This is a genomic window from Clostridioides sp. ZZV14-6154, from assembly GCF_020657785.1.
In the GTDB taxonomy this organism is placed as follows: domain Bacteria; phylum Bacillota; class Clostridia; order Peptostreptococcales; family Peptostreptococcaceae; genus Clostridioides.
In genome coordinates, this window is sequence record NZ_JAGWCY010000003.1 from 183071 (window position 1) to 199038 (window position 15968).

The following is a 15968-nucleotide window of genomic DNA, read 5'->3' on the forward strand; positions in this document are numbered from 1 at the left end:
TTAAGATTTTTATATCTTACAGTATAATATGATACTTAACACATATTAGGTGAACTACCATACACTTAACTACCTACGGTAATGTTTGAAGTGGTGGCTTCTTGGTCAAGATAACTATTGTTATCAGTATCTCCAAGCTATTAGGCTAGTTCCTAACCCTTATGATTACCATTTATATGGCTAAGTTTAGTAGATTGATACTTGCATTGATATCTCTATCGTGGAATGCTCCACACTCTGGACATTCCCATTCTCTTAGTCCTAAGTTCTTCACTAATGGATTTTTATATCCACATTTAGAACATAATTGACTAGATGCGAAATTCTTATCTGCTACTATTATTTCTCTACCATACCAATTAGCTTTATATTCTAACATTCTTCTGAACTCCGACCAACTTGCTTCGCTTATAGCTTTCGCTAACTTATGATTTTTCACCATATTCTTTACCTTCAAGTCCTCAATAACTATAACTTGGTTTTCGTGTATTAGTTTAGTTGATAACTTATTTAGGAAATCTGCTCTTTGGTCTGATATCTTTTGATGCAACCTTGCTACCTTCAATCTTGCTTTATATCTATTATTGCTTCCTTTTTGTTTTCTTGATAAGTCCTTTTGTAGTTTAGTTAATCTTTTCTCTGATTTTCTAAAGTGTTTAGGATTATCTACTCTAAATCCATCGCTACATATTGCAAATTCTTTCAATCCAACATCTACACCTATTTTCTTATCAATAGTTTTTAGTTTCTCTATTTCAGTTTCTGCTAATATAGAAATATAATATCTATTACCTGGTGTTCTCGATATAGTACAACTCTTTATTTCTCCATCAAACATTCTATGTTGTTTTATCCTAACCATCGATTTTAGTTTAGGTAATTTTATATATCCATTTTCAATCCTTACAGTACCTTTTTGGTTGTTAGTAGTATAACTATGATAGTTTATTTTCTTAGATTTGAATTTAGGAAAACCTACTGATTTATCTCTAAAAAAGTTTTTGTAGGCTTTATCTAAATTCATTTGTTCATTTGCTAGTGCTAAACTATCAACTTCTTTTAGGAACTCATATTCCTTTTTGTAATGTGCAGGTGTAGGATATTTTATTTTCTTAATATCTAAGTCCTTGTTTTCCTCATATGCTTTAATCCTATCGGATAACATAAGATTATATATAAGTCTGCTACATCCAAAAGTTTTAGCAAAATATTCTTTTTGTTCGCTATTTGGATATAATCTATATTTATATGCTCTTAGCATATTATCCCTACTTTCCTTGATTTTCTATGTATTGTTTTACAACATCCAATGGAGCTCCACAAGTTGTTACTAGACAATAACTTTTGCTCCAAAAGTATTCTTTCCATAAGGACTTACGAATACTTGGAAATTCATTCTTTATTCTTCTACTTGATGCTGATTTATAAGCATTTAGCAGTTTAGATATCTCTGTATTTGGTTTTGCTTTGAATAACAAGTGCACATGGTCAATATCATGATTCCATTCTAGCAACTCCACTCCATAATTTTGGGAGATATCTACAAATATATCTTTTAGTCTATCTGATATAGAGTTATCTATTTTATACACATAACTAAGTGATAGTGTAACAAAAATACTGAATGATTATTACTATCTAATTTCATTGTAATTACTTCATTTCAGTTTTTGCTACTGTTTTTATAATACAATACATTTTTTGAAAATCAAGTAAAATAAATAGCCTATCGGTTAGGCTTACATCCTCCACCTCCTATGGCGAGGAAGAGGAATTTCGCCATTATAGGTTAAATTTATTATATCTTTTTCATCATCAACAAGTAATATTTTCTTATTAAAGTATGTTTCCATAGTAAAATCACTCCTAATAAAGAGTTATTATCTTTTATTTATCAATTCTTTAACTCTGTGTATTCTGCTTAAAGTATATTCAAATAATTAAATAAAATCAAGTATATATCAATTATAAATTAAATTATAGTTAATTGTAATTTTTCTCATATTAATTCAAACAATAAAATAAAAACTGAACAGAATTAGCAAAAATACTATATCCTTTTAGCAATATCAATAAGATTATGTTGTTGATATAATAACCTCATGAATTATATGTGTTATGCTAGCAAATTATATTTAGCATTTTCAACATATTGTTTACATATAGCCCACACTTTCTCTATTGTCTCTTTGTTATTGACATAAGGTGGATAAACCTCTGTGCTTGTAATGCTTTTTATAAATGATATTGAGTTATTAGCCATTTTAACAATCTTTCCTTGGTGATTTATTAGTTTTCCAGTAATACCTGTATAAACATTAGAAGTGCAAATCGAAAAGTAAGTCTCTCCAATAATTTCTGATTTTGGTATAATAATGTTTTGTAAAAATGCAAGTACTTTCCAATACGAATTAAATTTCTTAATTGTTTCTTTACTCATTTTTGTTGCTGGAACCATAATTGCATTTACACTTATATTATAAGGCTTGTATTCTTGTTTCATCATACTTGTAACCATAAGTAAAGCTATTTTGGAATCTCCATAAATTTTATAGGAATTATATTCTTTATCTTCTACAGTTTCACCACTTAAAACTCCAAAATTAATTTTTCTTCTTTCATCAAAAAAATGCTTTATATTTGTACTACATACATTTAGAATTTTAGGATTTTTTGATTTAGCAAGTACATCCAATAATAAATCGGTCATAAGAACTGGCCCAAATAGATTGGTAGCAAATGTTAATTCTATACCATCAATACTTTGTTGAAAGTTTTTTTCTCCATGTTTAAAATGTCCAGCATTATGGATTAAGATATCCAATACACCGTATTTTTTCTTATATGTCTCACAAAAACTACAAATGGATTGCCTCGATGAAATATCCAGTTGAAGCAAATCCACATTAATATTTTTAGTTTTGGCTATGATTTCCTGACACACGGGTTCACTAATCTGAATATTACGACATGCCATTATAACTCTATAACCCTCTGATGCAAACTTAAATGCTGCTGCCTTTCCTATTCCTGAATTAGCTCCTGTTATTATTACAGTTCCTTTCATGTTAGCTACCCCCTTTTTCTTGATTCTGACTATTGTTTAGGTACTCATTAATTAGCTTCTTATTTAAATTTTCAAACCATGCTATTTCAAAATTTGTCCTATCAATTCCAAACTGCAAGGTCAATAACTCAAAATCAATTATATCTTTAATATCTCTTTGAATGTTGGAATGTTCAGTATCTTGTAAAAAGTGATTAAACTGTTCTTGATTTTCTTCTATATAGGCAATGTACTGTAATTTTGCAACATCGATGTCTTGTCTTTTGATATTCTCCAACTGCTCTCTTTCCTTTTTGAGGTCAACAATATAAGATTCAATTAGTGACAATCTTTTTTGTGTTGGAACAAAGCCCATAAAAAATAATTTGCTTAACTCCATATCCTTTACTTTCCCTGCTACCATAGAGGTCTGTACCCATTCTAAAAAACATGCTTTTCCTTTATCTGTTAGTACATAAAATTTCTTATTGACACTATTTTCAACAAACTCTTCATACACTATCATCTTCTTTTCAAGTAGCTTTTTTATTGCTGCTTGAATACTTCCCATACTGTTGCTACACATAGAAGCAAAATTCATTTCTATAACACTTCTCAGTTCATAAATTGTCAACTTCTTAAGTATAAGTAATCCCAAAATAATTTTATCCATTTTATTTACTCTCCTTTTATATTACTAATAGTAACATTCCTAATAGATAAAATCAAGCACTAGAAAACTAAAGTAACAGCTTCAAAATCACAGTAATAATATTTTGGGAACTTTAGAAAATTAATTTTATATAGACTTTATGATATTGATAAGAAAACAACTATAGTTTTAAAGATAAGGTGTGGAATATTTTAGGATAACTGATTAAATACTTGTATCATTCTGACATATGTACAAGTCTTAACATTTCATATTATAAGAACAATCTTCTGTTTATAATTGACTTTAATTAAAAAGTATTATAAGATATAAACAGAACAATATTCTGTTTGTTTAAATAAGGAGGTAAGTTTATGGCAAGAAAACCTGTTTTAGAAGGAGGAAAAAGAGAGGAAATACTAGATGCTGCTATTCGATTATTTTTAAAATATGGGTATGAAAGCACTTCTGTTCGCATGATATTAAATGAAGTTAATGGAGAAGTTGGAATGTTTTATCATTATTTTAGTTCTAAACAAGAACTATTTGATAAGTCCTTAGAGCATTTTATGAAGAAACAAAGTGAAAACTTTGCACAACTACTAATTCAAAATGAAGACACTTTATCATTTTATGAAATAATTAATAGAATACTAGATTACTACGAACAGAGCATTTCACAATTTCACAAATTAGTTGATAATAAAGTCCATTGGACTATATTGTATGCCTTACATGGTATCACCATAAAGACTATGCTACCTACAATAAAATCTTTTATTGAATTAGTATATTTAAAAACAGAAAATGATAATGTGCTGGATTTGGATTTTTTAACACAATATACCTTGAATGGAATAAGTGGCTTGTTACATAGTGAACGTTTCCCAAAATTAAATAAAAGTGAACAACATACAATTATTTCTGAATTTTTAGGTAGAACGTTAAAAGTTCCACCTCTTATATTTACAATGAATACATGATAAAAACACTTTAAGGAGGTTAGATTATGAAAATTTTATTTATAAATTTACCTTTCTCTGGACATGTATACCCTACCCTTGGGTTAGTGGAAAAATTAGTGCATAGAGGTAATTCTGTAACATACTTACTAACTGAAGAATGGAAAGATAAAGTCTTAGAAATGGGAGCTGATTTCATTTGTTATGAAGATAGCAAAAAATTTTCTATTCAAATGAAAAATGCCTATCAAATATCTATAAAAGTAGCACATGAATTTGACTTAATTATTTATGAACATCTTTTCTTTTTAGGAAAGCATATAGCAGAAAGATTTAATAAACCTGTTATTAGAGTTATTACGTCACCAGCTACTAATGAAATTCTGATGAAAGAATTTATTAACTCTGGTGGAACATTAAGAGTATTTCGTTTCAAATGGGTGTGTCGTAGATGGACTAAAAAAGTATCAAACGGAGTTAAGTTAAAGACTGATTCCTGGTTAAAAGAAATTACTGAAAATCCTCCAGAACTTAATCTTGTATATACTACAAAAAGATTTCAACCATGTGCAGAAGATTTTTCAGAAAAGAAGTTTAAATTTCTTGGTACTTCTATTTACCATCGCAATAAAAAGAATGAGTTTCTATTGCCAGAATTGAAAAATAATTTAGTTTATATTTCTCTAGGTACAATTGTAAATAAAGCAATGTCATTTTATAAAAAATGTATCACTGCGTTTAAAGATGAAAATGTAACTGTCATTATGTCTGTTGGTAATTCGATAAATATATCAGAATTAGGTGAGATACCAAAGAATTTTTATATTTACTCCTTTGTCCCACAACTTGAAATATTAGAAAAAGCAAATGTTTTTATCACTCATGGTGGCTTAAATAGTGTTATGGAATCTCTTTATTTTGGAGTTCCTATGGTGGTTATTCCGTTTATGGCAGATCAACCAACTAATGCCCAGCAAGTTGAACGCTTAAATTTAGGAAAAAAGATTTCGCACAAACACATTACAAGTGATATTCTTAAAAAGTCTACTCTAACTGTTCTTAATGATTCGACCATAACTCAAAGTATATTGCTTATGCAAAAAGAAATTAGAAATGCAGGCGGTAATGAATTTGGTGCTGATTTGATTATTCAGTATATGGATAACAAAATGATAAAATAAAGTTAAAATTGTACTGCTGTTAAGAAAAGATTTGTAAATGAAGGAATGAATCCAAAAGAAAAAAACAATAAAAGCCCATAAATAAATGAAAAAGCATTACTTATGGGCTAAATGATATACAGTCAAAAAAGATATATGTTAATTATATTTATTATTGTATTTATATATAGTTATACTTATTATTATATCTATATATAAAACTAACTGTTAAAAATAAGGTTAAAAACTCAGCAATTGGCACTGCTAACCATATTCCATCTATATTCAATACATTTGGTAATGTCAACAAACCTATAGTTATAAAACCAAATGTACGTAAAAAAGATAGTATTGCAGATATCTTTCCATTTGATAATGCTGTAAACATAGATGATGTAAAAATATTGTATCCACAAAAAAGGAAACTAAAAGAAAATATATAGAATCCAGACCTTGTAATCTCATAAACGTTGCTTCCTTTTTGAGAAAAAACCTCTACAATAGTTGGTGAACATACCATAGAAAACACAAATACCAGTAATGAAGCCACTGAGATAAATAATATACAAATTTTAAAAATGTATTTTAACTGGATATTATTTCTACTTCCATAATTATAGCTTATTATTGGAGCAACTCCCATTGAAAAACCAATATAAAGTGAGGTTAAAAGAAACTGAGAATAAATAATTATTGTAATAGCTGCAACTCCATCCTCACCAATCAATCTCATCATCATAATATTAAATAAAAAAGTAGTAACTGCTGTTGATAATTGACCCACCATCTCAGAAGAACCATTAAAACAAATCTCAAATAATACTTTTTTATCTAATTTAGGTATGCAAAATCTAAGTACCCCTTTATTTTTCGAAAAGAAAACTATACCTGCAATAGTTGGGATTAAATATCCTATACCAGTTGCAAGTGCCGCTCCACCAATACCCATTTGTAGTGGTACAATAAACACATAATCTAGAATTATATTAGTGCATCCCGCTCCAAGCACTAACCATAATCCAAATTGAGGTTTACCAGCTGTTACAAATAGACTTTGAAATAATACCTGTAATATATTAGCAGAAGCAAAAATCAAGATAATAAAAAGATACGAACGACAATATTGAATCAAAATATCACTTGCTCCTAGCCATATAATAATATTGTCCATAAATATAAGACCTATACTGGTAATTAATATTCCAATTATAGCTCCAGATAATATAGTCAAAGTAAAAATTTTCTTTGCTCCATCCGTATCATCATTCCCCATCTTGCAAGCTACAATAGCACTTCCTCCAGTAGCAAGCATAGTTCCAAGTCCAACAATAATATTAATAATAGGACAGACAATATTAATTGCGGATAAAGCATTTGTATCTACAAATCTAGATACAAATATAGTATCTACAATCGTATATAGTCCCATAAAAATCATCATGAATATAGTAGGAAATGCAAATTTTAATAAAGAAAATAAATTAAATCTCTGCGCAAGTAAATTATCCTTCACATAAATATTATCTTCTTTTTGATTTTTAGAATATAATATATCACTCATTAACATCATTATTCTGTATATTAATTCTATTTAAAATAATACTTAAATTATTATGCATTTACGAACCTCCTCTCTGCATAAAAATTATATCTAATTATTTAAATAGAGTTTTAATATATCTTGCTATTATGACGCCATATACGATAAGGATAATTTCTTAATCTTTAATCTAATTATTTTGAGTCTTTGAGTCAATACTGATGTAAATTTTAGTTTCTATCGTCTAGTATCATATGAAACAGATTTATGAATAAGTACTTCTATAATACTACTAATATCTATTTTCAACTCTTTAGATAATATATGTATTATTACTTCTTCAATGGCTGAGATACTTGCTACAACACAAACTATACTTCCAAGTAAATTTATATTCATAATGTTATAAAATAAAGGTAAACAAAATAACATAAACCCAGATAATTTATTTCCATATGTATGTAATATAGCAAATGTATTGTATTTACGAATCACCACAATTATTGATGTAATTCGAATAAGGACAATTATTAATATCCATAATACTATATACTTTGAAATATTTATTACTGGAAGCATAATAATAAACATTGATATTACTAAACATATATCAGCTATACTATCAAGCCTTGAACCAAACTTACTTCTCATATTCATTTTTCTAGCTATATATCCATCAAGAAAATCACTTACTCCACACATAATATAGACTGTAAAAAATAAAGAAGAAAACATATCTATTTTGAGCAAAGCTATTGATAAAATAATTCTAAGTATAGTAATAATATTTGCTATATTTTTCATTCCTTGTCACCTCAAAACTGATAACTTATTAACTACTTGCACTTTTATAATGTTTCATTCCTAGTTTCCAAAATCTCCACATAAATACTGTAAAAACAAATACAATACCAATTGAGTAGATTAACCCTTTTATTTTTAATGTCCCAGACAAAATTTGAGTTGGGATTGTTGACATAATTCCATATGGCAAAATCAAATAAAATAGTAGTTTAAAAATACCTTCATAAATTACACCTGGAATTTTCATATTCATTGGTAGTAAATTACCTTCTAATCTCATTATAGCAGAGGATGATATAACAAAAAATGAAATTGTTCGAAATATAATACACACATCATAAAAAAGCAATGTCATCAATAAAACCATACATATATATGCTATTATCATAATAAAAGTTATTTCTGAATTTAATTCAGATATTCCATATACAACTATAAATACACTTGCCAAAATTAAAGGTGATGAACCAATATTAATATTCTCAAATGTCAATCTAAACAATGGGTCTATTGGCTTTGTAATATAATAATCTAATTCTCCTTCTTGAATTTTGCGTGGAATATCATAAATTCCAAAACAGAAAATGGTCATATTTATAGCATTTATTAATGAAAAAGTTCCTATAAATATTAGCATATCTCCACGCTGCCAACCTCCTATTGAATCTACATGAGAATAAATACCATTGAACATTAACAATTGTAATATAAATAATGAACTATCTACAAAAAATTCTCCAAAAAAATCAAATCTAAACACCATCATTTTTGATAATTTCATTTTTAGTAACATAAATATTATTTTAAAATTTTTTTTCATTATATCCCCACCCCATCAAATAGTATTCTCATCCTTTTATAGACAATTTTATTTAATATAAAAAAGAATAAGACCCATAATGCTATAATAATCAGTCCTTGCACTGCCTCATTACTATTTCTACCTATTAATAACATAGATGGTAAATAGGTTGTGTAATAAAATGGAAAGAACTTCATAATAGTTACTACAACTTCTGGTAAAAGTACAAGTGGTATCATTGTTCCTGTAACAAATTCAGTTATATTATCGATTATCATTCTAAAAAAACCAATCTCTAGAAATTTAAATGATAAAATTCCAATAAAGAAATGAAGCTGAATCATAAAAACAAGCCCTAAGAAAATCATCAAAATTGAAATTAAAATTTGTATTGGATTTGATGTAAAAGCAAAATCTATTTTAAATATAAAAATCCATACAAAAGCAGAAATTAGATTAAATACTAAGTAAAAAAAAGTCATTCCTAAATTTTTAGCAAAAAAATAATTTTGTGTATCAATCGGAATAATCATGTATTTTGAAAATGTACCCAACTTTACACGATTGCATATCTCCTCACTTGTACTTCTTGACATATCAATACCTGATAAAAATGAACTTATTATATAATAAGACAACATTGAATTAAATGTAAAGCCAGAAACTATGTCATTTTCACCAAAAATTGCCTTCCACAAAATATAAACAAATAAAATTTTTATAATAGTAAACATCATGTTAACTACTACATCAAACCTCCAAATAAGTTGTACTTTGAAATTAATTTTAGCTATTTCATAGTACTTTCTTATATTTTGTTTAAATTTATAAAACCATGATTGTCTTGAATATGCTTCATTATAGTTGTTCATAATACTCTTCACATCCTTCTTTGTATATTCGTTCTACAACATTCCCTATATCTTCTTCTTCAATTGTTACATCCTCAACATCATACTTATCAAAAATCCATTTAACAGTTTCATTCCCCTTTTCTTTTGGCACAATTACTGATGTTTTATGTTTTGTTTGCTCAATAATCTTACAGTCTTTTGGAAATAAAATTTTGGTTTCATCAGTAAAGCTAACTGTTATTTTCTTATATTTTTGAAAATGATTAAATAATTCATCTGTAGAGCCATCATATATTTTATGACTATTTTCTATGACAATACTTCGACTACAAAGGCTCTTAATATCTTCCATATAATGAGATGTAAGCATTATTGTAGTACCTTTTTTCTCATTTACTTCTTTCAGAAAATACCTAATTTGTTTTTGTGCCACTGCATCTAGACCTATTGTTGGTTCATCTAAAAATAAAATTTTAGGATTATGAAGAAGTGCTACAATAAGCTCCATTTTCATTCTTTCTCCTAAAGAAAGTATTCTAACTTGAACATTTAGATAATCAGATACTTCAAACAACTCTATAAAGTAATCCAAATTCTTTTTATACTCTTCATCAGATATATCATATAGTTCTTTAAACAATAGAAATGTATCTGCTGGTGTCAATTCAAAAAATAGCTGACTTTTTTGCCCCATAACAACAGCATATTGTTTTTTAAAATTATTTTCTAACTTATTTGGATAATAACCCATGATAGAAACTTTTCCAGATGATGGCGCAATAATTCCAGTCATCATCTTAACAAGAGTTGTTTTTCCAGCTCCATTTTGACCTATTAATCCGACAAATTCTCCTTCCTCTATTTTTAAATCAAGGGATGATATAGCTGTTTTTTCTGTATATTTTCTATTAAATAAAGATTTTATGCTTCCCATAAGTCCTGGCTCTTTCTCAAATCTTCTATAAGATTTAGTCAGTTCATTAAGTTCAATAATACTCATTTTTATTGCCTCCATATCTTGTATTTTCTACAAAAAAAGTCCACAGGTATTTATATCTGCCTTTTTATGTGGTATACATATTTACCTACACAAAAACAGAAAACTCCTGTGGACTAGAAAATTTAATCTTTTCTATTTCAACATAATTATATTCAAAATAACACTATGTAAAATTAATAAAGGTGTAGCAGATTAAAGCCCACTACACCACAATTTAACAAAGTAATATATAATAATATTATTATTTGTTGTCATATGTTAGTTATCTATAAAGGCAGAGCAAGACACAACAATTAAATGTATCAAAAATACACTTAAAAATTCTGATTAAACAGAATACATATGCGTCTCCAACTATTTATTTGTTGGTTACCATTATATATAACTCCGACATTAAGACACTCCTTTACTAATATTATTGTTGATATTCTATCATAAAACTTTTCTATGTTCAAGTATAATTTAAGATACTCATATATTTATCTTATTTATTTACAATTGAAATTTAATTTCATTAATTAGTTTAAGCAAAATTTAAAAATACAGTATTTATATTAGAAATAACACTCCTATACTCCCTTCTTCCAAAGTACACTATTATACAAATCAGATGCAATTTTTTTAATTTTATATTATAATATTGTCACAAGCTTCCAAACAAATAGTATTAACTAAAAGAATTATAAACTAAAAATCTTAAGGGGTTACTCTATGGAAAATAATACAGTACAAGAACAATTATGTGATTTATCAAAAAAAATCTGGCACATTTATACTTTAAATCCAGACGATGATGGCGTACAATTTATCATTTCTTTATTAGATGATAATTTTACATTGTTTGGAACAGGAAAGCATGAATTTTATACATCATTAGAAAACTTCATTATAAATCTTGAAAAAGACCAACAAGAATCAGAAGAAATAAATTTTAAAATTATAGATGAATGGTACTCATGTACTAAAGTTACAAATGAAACTTTTATAGTATATGGAACGCTATGGGTAATAGAAGAAGAGTACTTAGAAAAAGACATATATATAGAAATGGATACTAGATTTACTATGGTATACAAAGTTATAGATGGTAAAATCACACTGCTCCATGTACACCATTCTATTCCAAACTTTGAGCAAGCAAAAGATGAATACTATCCTAAAACAATAACTGAAAAAGCAAAGGAAGCTCTAGCTATGGCTCATGAGTTTAAGTTAAAATCAGAAAAAGACCTTATGACTGGATTATATAATCGTCATTTTTTTGAAGTACATATAAAAGAAATGCTAGAAACTACTTCATGTGGGTATTTTTATATTTTTGATTTAGATAATTTTAAGCAAATAAATGATATATTTGGCCATGTTAGAGGAGATGAAATATTAATACAATTTGCTAATATTTTGACTAAAGTGTTTGCCAATGATGCTATTATTGGAAGGCTTGGTGGAGATGAATTTGCTGTATTTGAATATATCAATCAGTCTAAGGAAGATGTTGAAAATAAGGCAAAAAAAGTTGCAAAGTTATGTTCTGATAGCAATTCTTGCTCTATAGGTATATCAAAACTAGAAAGTAATTTAGATACTTTTCAATCTTTATATAAACAATCTGATTATGCTCTATATTATACAAAACGAAACAACAAAGGAAATTTTAGTTGGTTTTAAGATTAAAGAATTTCAGATGTATAAAATAACCTCCTAACTGGTATGTTATTGCTTTATTCTATCTTTATTTAAACTGATACATCTATATAATTATACATCTATAGTAAGAATCCTATTGGTGATTACAACCACAAACGCCTTTTGTTAGATAAGTAAATGCAACAACTGCTTTTTAAGCATTATTTGATGTATTTGTAAATGGATACTAAAAGAACATAAAAAGTATCTAGACACAGAGCCGATAACTGCTACTACTCACAAGTTCATCGGCTCTGTGTCTGTTCCTCTAGCTCTCAGATAACTAAAACTTCAATAAATAAGTAGCTTTTCAATCCATCAACGAATGAATAAATAGGTAAAAATGACTACACTCAGGTTTGAATTATCTTATTTATTTTTTAAATATTTTTGAATTGTTTTATTTATTTTTGCAATGTTTTTGAATTTCTTTTCCTTTTCTGCCAAATAGTTGCCCTTATCTTCTGCAAAGACTGCTTCGGTTTTCAGCCTACGATAAGATTCCCACCTTTTAGGCGAAAGTTTACCCTGCTCAATGGCTGACCAAATAGCACAGCCTGGTTCTGAGGTATGGGTACAGTTGCGGAAACGACATTTTCCGAAATAAACTTCCACATCTGTAAAGCTTTTATCCAGTCCATTTGAAACATCCCACATTCCTAACTCTCGCATACCTGGTGTGTCAATAACTATACCCCCACCTGAGATTAGAAACAACTCCCTTCTAGTCGTGGCATGTCGCCCCTTATCATCATCTATGCGAATTTCCTTTGTATTCAGTCGTTCCTCACCCAACAGACAATTAATTAATGAAGACTTTCCAACTCCTGAGGAGCCAAGCAGAGCAACAGTACATCCAGGTTTGATATACTTGAAAATCTGTTGCCATCCATATGGCTCTATAGATGAGGTAACGACTACATCCACACCAAAAGCTACAGAATCAATTACCTGTAGCTTGCGAAGCAAGTTGTCACACAGGTCCGCTTTAGTGAGTATCACTACTGGAATAGCCCCACTTTCCCATGCTAGAGACAGATACCTCTCCAATCGATGAAGATTGAAATCCTTGTTCAATGACATGCACAGAAAAACAATGTCAATGTTAGCTGCAACCACCTGCTCCTCATTTGTCTTTCCAGAAGCCTTACGCACGAACAGGTTTTTTCTGCGGAGCACATGATGAATAATAGCATTACCATTTTTGTCAGTGCAACGATCCAACATAACGAAATCGCCAACAGCTGGAAAGTCAGATGGTATGGTAGCCTCAAAACGTAGTTTTCCTGAAACTTCTGCAAAAAGTTCACCATTTGCACAGATAGCCTGATATATACTCTTTTCCTGTGACACAATTCGTGCAAGGTACAAATCAGGATATTCGACAATCTGAGCAATAAAACTGTCGTTCAGACCATATTCTCTCAAATCAATCTGCTCTGTGCTCTTCATTTTTCTTCCTCCTTCTCCATGATTTCAGTGATTTTTTCCAAAGGGAAAGGTGGCTGTGCTAATGGCTTTAATGCAATCGACATTAATTTCATTGGATTGTCATCTGCTGCCACTCGGTTAGAACTAAGATGACCACAGCGTGCACAACGATGAATGATTGCCCACTCACCATTTTTTCTTACCCATACTCCAATGGGTTCCATATCACCATCACAATCTGCGGCACGGTCACCAGGAATAATATCCACATGAAGACTGTGTAGGCAATGAGGACAGTGATTTCTATGCTGTGTCCCAGAGCCTTCTGGAACTACAAGGCAACCACACTTTTTGCAAATAAAATTATCTAGACAAGTGTTATCCTGATAATAAGCTCGCTTTCTATTTGTATAATTCATTTTTAAATCCTCCATATCTTGCATTTTCCACAAAAAAAATCCACAGGTATTTATATCTGCCTTTTTATGTGGTATACATATTTACCTACACAAAAACAGAAAACTCCTGTGGACTAGAAAATTTAATCTTTTCTATTTCAACATAATTATATTCAAAATAGCACTATGTAAAATTAATAACGGTGTAGCAGATTAAAGCCCACTACACCATAATTTAACAAAGTAATATATAATAATATTATTATTTGTTGTCATATGTTAGTTATCTATAAAGGCAGAGTAAGACACAACAATTAAATGTATCAAAAATACACTTAAAAATTCTGATTAAACAGAATACATATGTGTCTCCAACTATTTATTTGTTGGTTACCATTATATATAACTCTGACATCAAGCAAGACACTCCTTTACTAATATTATTGCTGATATTTTACCACAAAATATTTTTATATTCAAGTATAATTTAATATACTCATATATTTAGGTTTGTCTAATTTCTTTATTCTATAGCATTTAGGGGTCTTTTCAAATCTAATATTCACTCAATATTAATTTTTTATATTAAGTATTTTTATATTTTTTCTTATGATAATAGATAGAGAAAATAAATATAATTCTATAAATTTGTTATTTTATAACAGTGTTCCAAAAATATAATACAAGTACTACTCATTTTATTCAATCCATTTTCTTCTATTGGAAAATGCCCTGCACCTTCAAGCATAGTAACCCTTTTATCGCCTGTTAATCTGTCAAAAAACAGTTTACTTAATGATATATCTGTCCAACAATCATTTTCAGGATGAACTAATAATACTGGACAATCATTAAAATTTTCTGGCTCTATACTAACAGAAGGGTTCAGCATCCCATATAAAAAAGAGATTGTTACCTTACTTCCAGAAGATTTTTTATCCTTGATAAGAATTTTAGCTAAGTTTTTATTATTTACAATTTTTTTCATATTGCCAACTAGTTTAATTGGTATCTTGAAATTGGGAAATAATTTATTTGCTATAGGTAAGCATTTTTTGCTTACTTTTCCTATGAGTGGTGAAATAGCTGTTTGTTCAATCATTATTGGAATACGTTGGTCTAAAAAGCAAGAAGCCATTAATGCATATATATTTTTACAATTACAGGCCACTTGATATGCTAAAAATCCGCCTGCACTTAGTCCAAATAATGATATTTTTTTACCTTTATCTTGAAAGTAGTTAACCAAAAAAGTTCCACAATCAACCCATGTATCATAAGTAGTTTCCAAAACACTTAATATTTCTGTATTCCCATAAAGTGGCAAATCAGGGCAAATCACTTCATATCCTGCTTCTACTAAGGGTAGAGAAAGACTTGAAAGCAATCGCCCATTCCCACCAACCCCATGAAATACAATAACAGTACCCTTGTGATTATCAACTTTATAGTGGTCAATATGAATGTTTATTCCTTCCCATTTTATAAAATATTCGTTAGGTAAATTTTTTTCTCTTAACTGATTATTTAAAGGTAAATATGGTTGAACTAATTTCCATTCTGTTTGATTGTAATAATATTGCATATTTTACTATGCTCCTCTCATTTTAATTAATGATATTTTATTTTTAGA

At 28.6% G+C, this 15968-nt stretch carries 14 protein-coding genes and 1 pseudogene; 3 read left to right on the forward strand and 12 right to left on the reverse strand.

Annotated elements, in window-relative coordinates; genetic code table 11:
• Positions 1-172: 172 nt before the first annotated feature.
• The 4 genes and pseudogenes from tnpB to KGF45_RS10120 form a co-directional block, all read right to left on the reverse strand.
• Positions 173-1261, reverse strand: a complete 1089-nt coding sequence (gene tnpB, locus KGF45_RS10105; protein WP_227842458.1) for an IS200/IS605 family element RNA-guided endonuclease TnpB — start codon at positions 1259-1261, stop codon at positions 173-175.
• Between the two features lie 7 nt (positions 1262-1268).
• Positions 1269-1648, reverse strand: a pseudogene (gene tnpA / locus KGF45_RS10110) (IS200/IS605 family transposase).
• Positions 1649-2116: 468 nt separating this feature from the next.
• Positions 2117-3067 carry an SDR family NAD(P)-dependent oxidoreductase gene (locus KGF45_RS10115; protein WP_227830011.1) on the reverse strand — a complete coding sequence of 317 codons (951 nt, stop codon included), beginning with the start codon at positions 3065-3067 and terminating at the stop codon, positions 2117-2119.
• 1 nt (position 3068) lies between these two features.
• Positions 3069-3719, reverse strand: coding sequence for a PadR family transcriptional regulator (locus tag KGF45_RS10120; protein ID WP_227830012.1), 651 nt, complete (start codon positions 3717-3719; stop codon positions 3069-3071).
• Positions 3720-4072: 353 nt separating this feature from the next.
• Between KGF45_RS10120 and KGF45_RS10125 the strand changes: the two genes are divergently transcribed.
• Entirely contained in the window at positions 4073-4681 is a 609-nt protein-coding gene (locus KGF45_RS10125) for a TetR/AcrR family transcriptional regulator (protein ID WP_227830013.1), read from the forward strand.
• 26 nt (positions 4682-4707) lie between these two features.
• Entirely contained in the window at positions 4708-5841 is a 1134-nt protein-coding gene (locus KGF45_RS10130) for a macrolide family glycosyltransferase (protein ID WP_227830014.1), read from the forward strand.
• Positions 5842-6001: 160 nt separating this feature from the next.
• Here KGF45_RS10130 and KGF45_RS10135 read toward each other — a convergent pair whose 3' ends face one another.
• From KGF45_RS10135 to KGF45_RS10155, 5 genes are all read right to left on the reverse strand, one after another.
• Entirely contained in the window at positions 6002-7381 is a 1380-nt protein-coding gene (locus tag KGF45_RS10135) for an MATE family efflux transporter (protein WP_227830015.1), read from the reverse strand.
• A gap of 216 nt (positions 7382-7597) precedes the next feature.
• Positions 7598-8164 (reverse strand): CDP-alcohol phosphatidyltransferase family protein, encoded by a 567-nt coding sequence (locus KGF45_RS10140; protein WP_227830016.1) that lies wholly within the window; start codon positions 8162-8164, stop codon positions 7598-7600.
• 28 nt (positions 8165-8192) lie between these two features.
• Positions 8193-8984 (reverse strand): ABC-2 family transporter protein, encoded by a 792-nt coding sequence (locus KGF45_RS10145; RefSeq protein ID WP_227842460.1) that lies wholly within the window; start codon positions 8982-8984, stop codon positions 8193-8195.
• A complete protein-coding gene (locus KGF45_RS10150; protein ID WP_227830018.1) occupies positions 8984-9838 on the reverse strand; it encodes an ABC-2 family transporter protein in 855 nt (284 codons plus the stop codon). The genes KGF45_RS10145 and KGF45_RS10150 overlap by 1 nt, the downstream gene beginning before the upstream one ends.
• Entirely contained in the window at positions 9825-10820 is a 996-nt protein-coding gene (locus tag KGF45_RS10155; protein ID WP_227842462.1) for an ATP-binding cassette domain-containing protein, read from the reverse strand. The genes KGF45_RS10150 and KGF45_RS10155 overlap by 14 nt, the downstream gene beginning before the upstream one ends.
• A gap of 711 nt (positions 10821-11531) precedes the next feature.
• Here KGF45_RS10155 and KGF45_RS10160 point away from each other — a divergent pair.
• Positions 11532-12488 (forward strand): diguanylate cyclase domain-containing protein, encoded by a 957-nt coding sequence (locus KGF45_RS10160; protein WP_227830020.1) that lies wholly within the window; start codon positions 11532-11534, stop codon positions 12486-12488.
• Positions 12489-12875: 387 nt separating this feature from the next.
• On the opposite strand, the gene rsgA is transcribed toward KGF45_RS10160, so the two are convergent.
• The 3 genes from rsgA to KGF45_RS10175 all read right to left on the reverse strand — a co-directional run bounded on the left by rsgA (position 12876) and on the right by KGF45_RS10175 (position 15920).
• The gene (gene rsgA, locus KGF45_RS10165; protein ID WP_227842464.1) at positions 12876-13958 is read right to left on the reverse strand and encodes a ribosome small subunit-dependent GTPase A; all 1083 of its coding nucleotides are present in this window, start codon (positions 13956-13958) and stop codon (positions 12876-12878) included.
• Complete coding sequence (locus KGF45_RS10170; protein ID WP_227842466.1) at positions 13955-14356, reverse strand: RNHCP domain-containing protein; 402 nt, start codon at positions 14354-14356, stop codon at positions 13955-13957. Before KGF45_RS10170 ends, rsgA begins: the two co-directional genes overlap by 4 nt.
• Positions 14357-14975: 619 nt before the next feature.
• Positions 14976-15920 (reverse strand): alpha/beta fold hydrolase, encoded by a 945-nt coding sequence (locus KGF45_RS10175; RefSeq protein ID WP_227842468.1) that lies wholly within the window; start codon positions 15918-15920, stop codon positions 14976-14978.
• Positions 15921-15968: the final 48 nt, after the last annotated feature.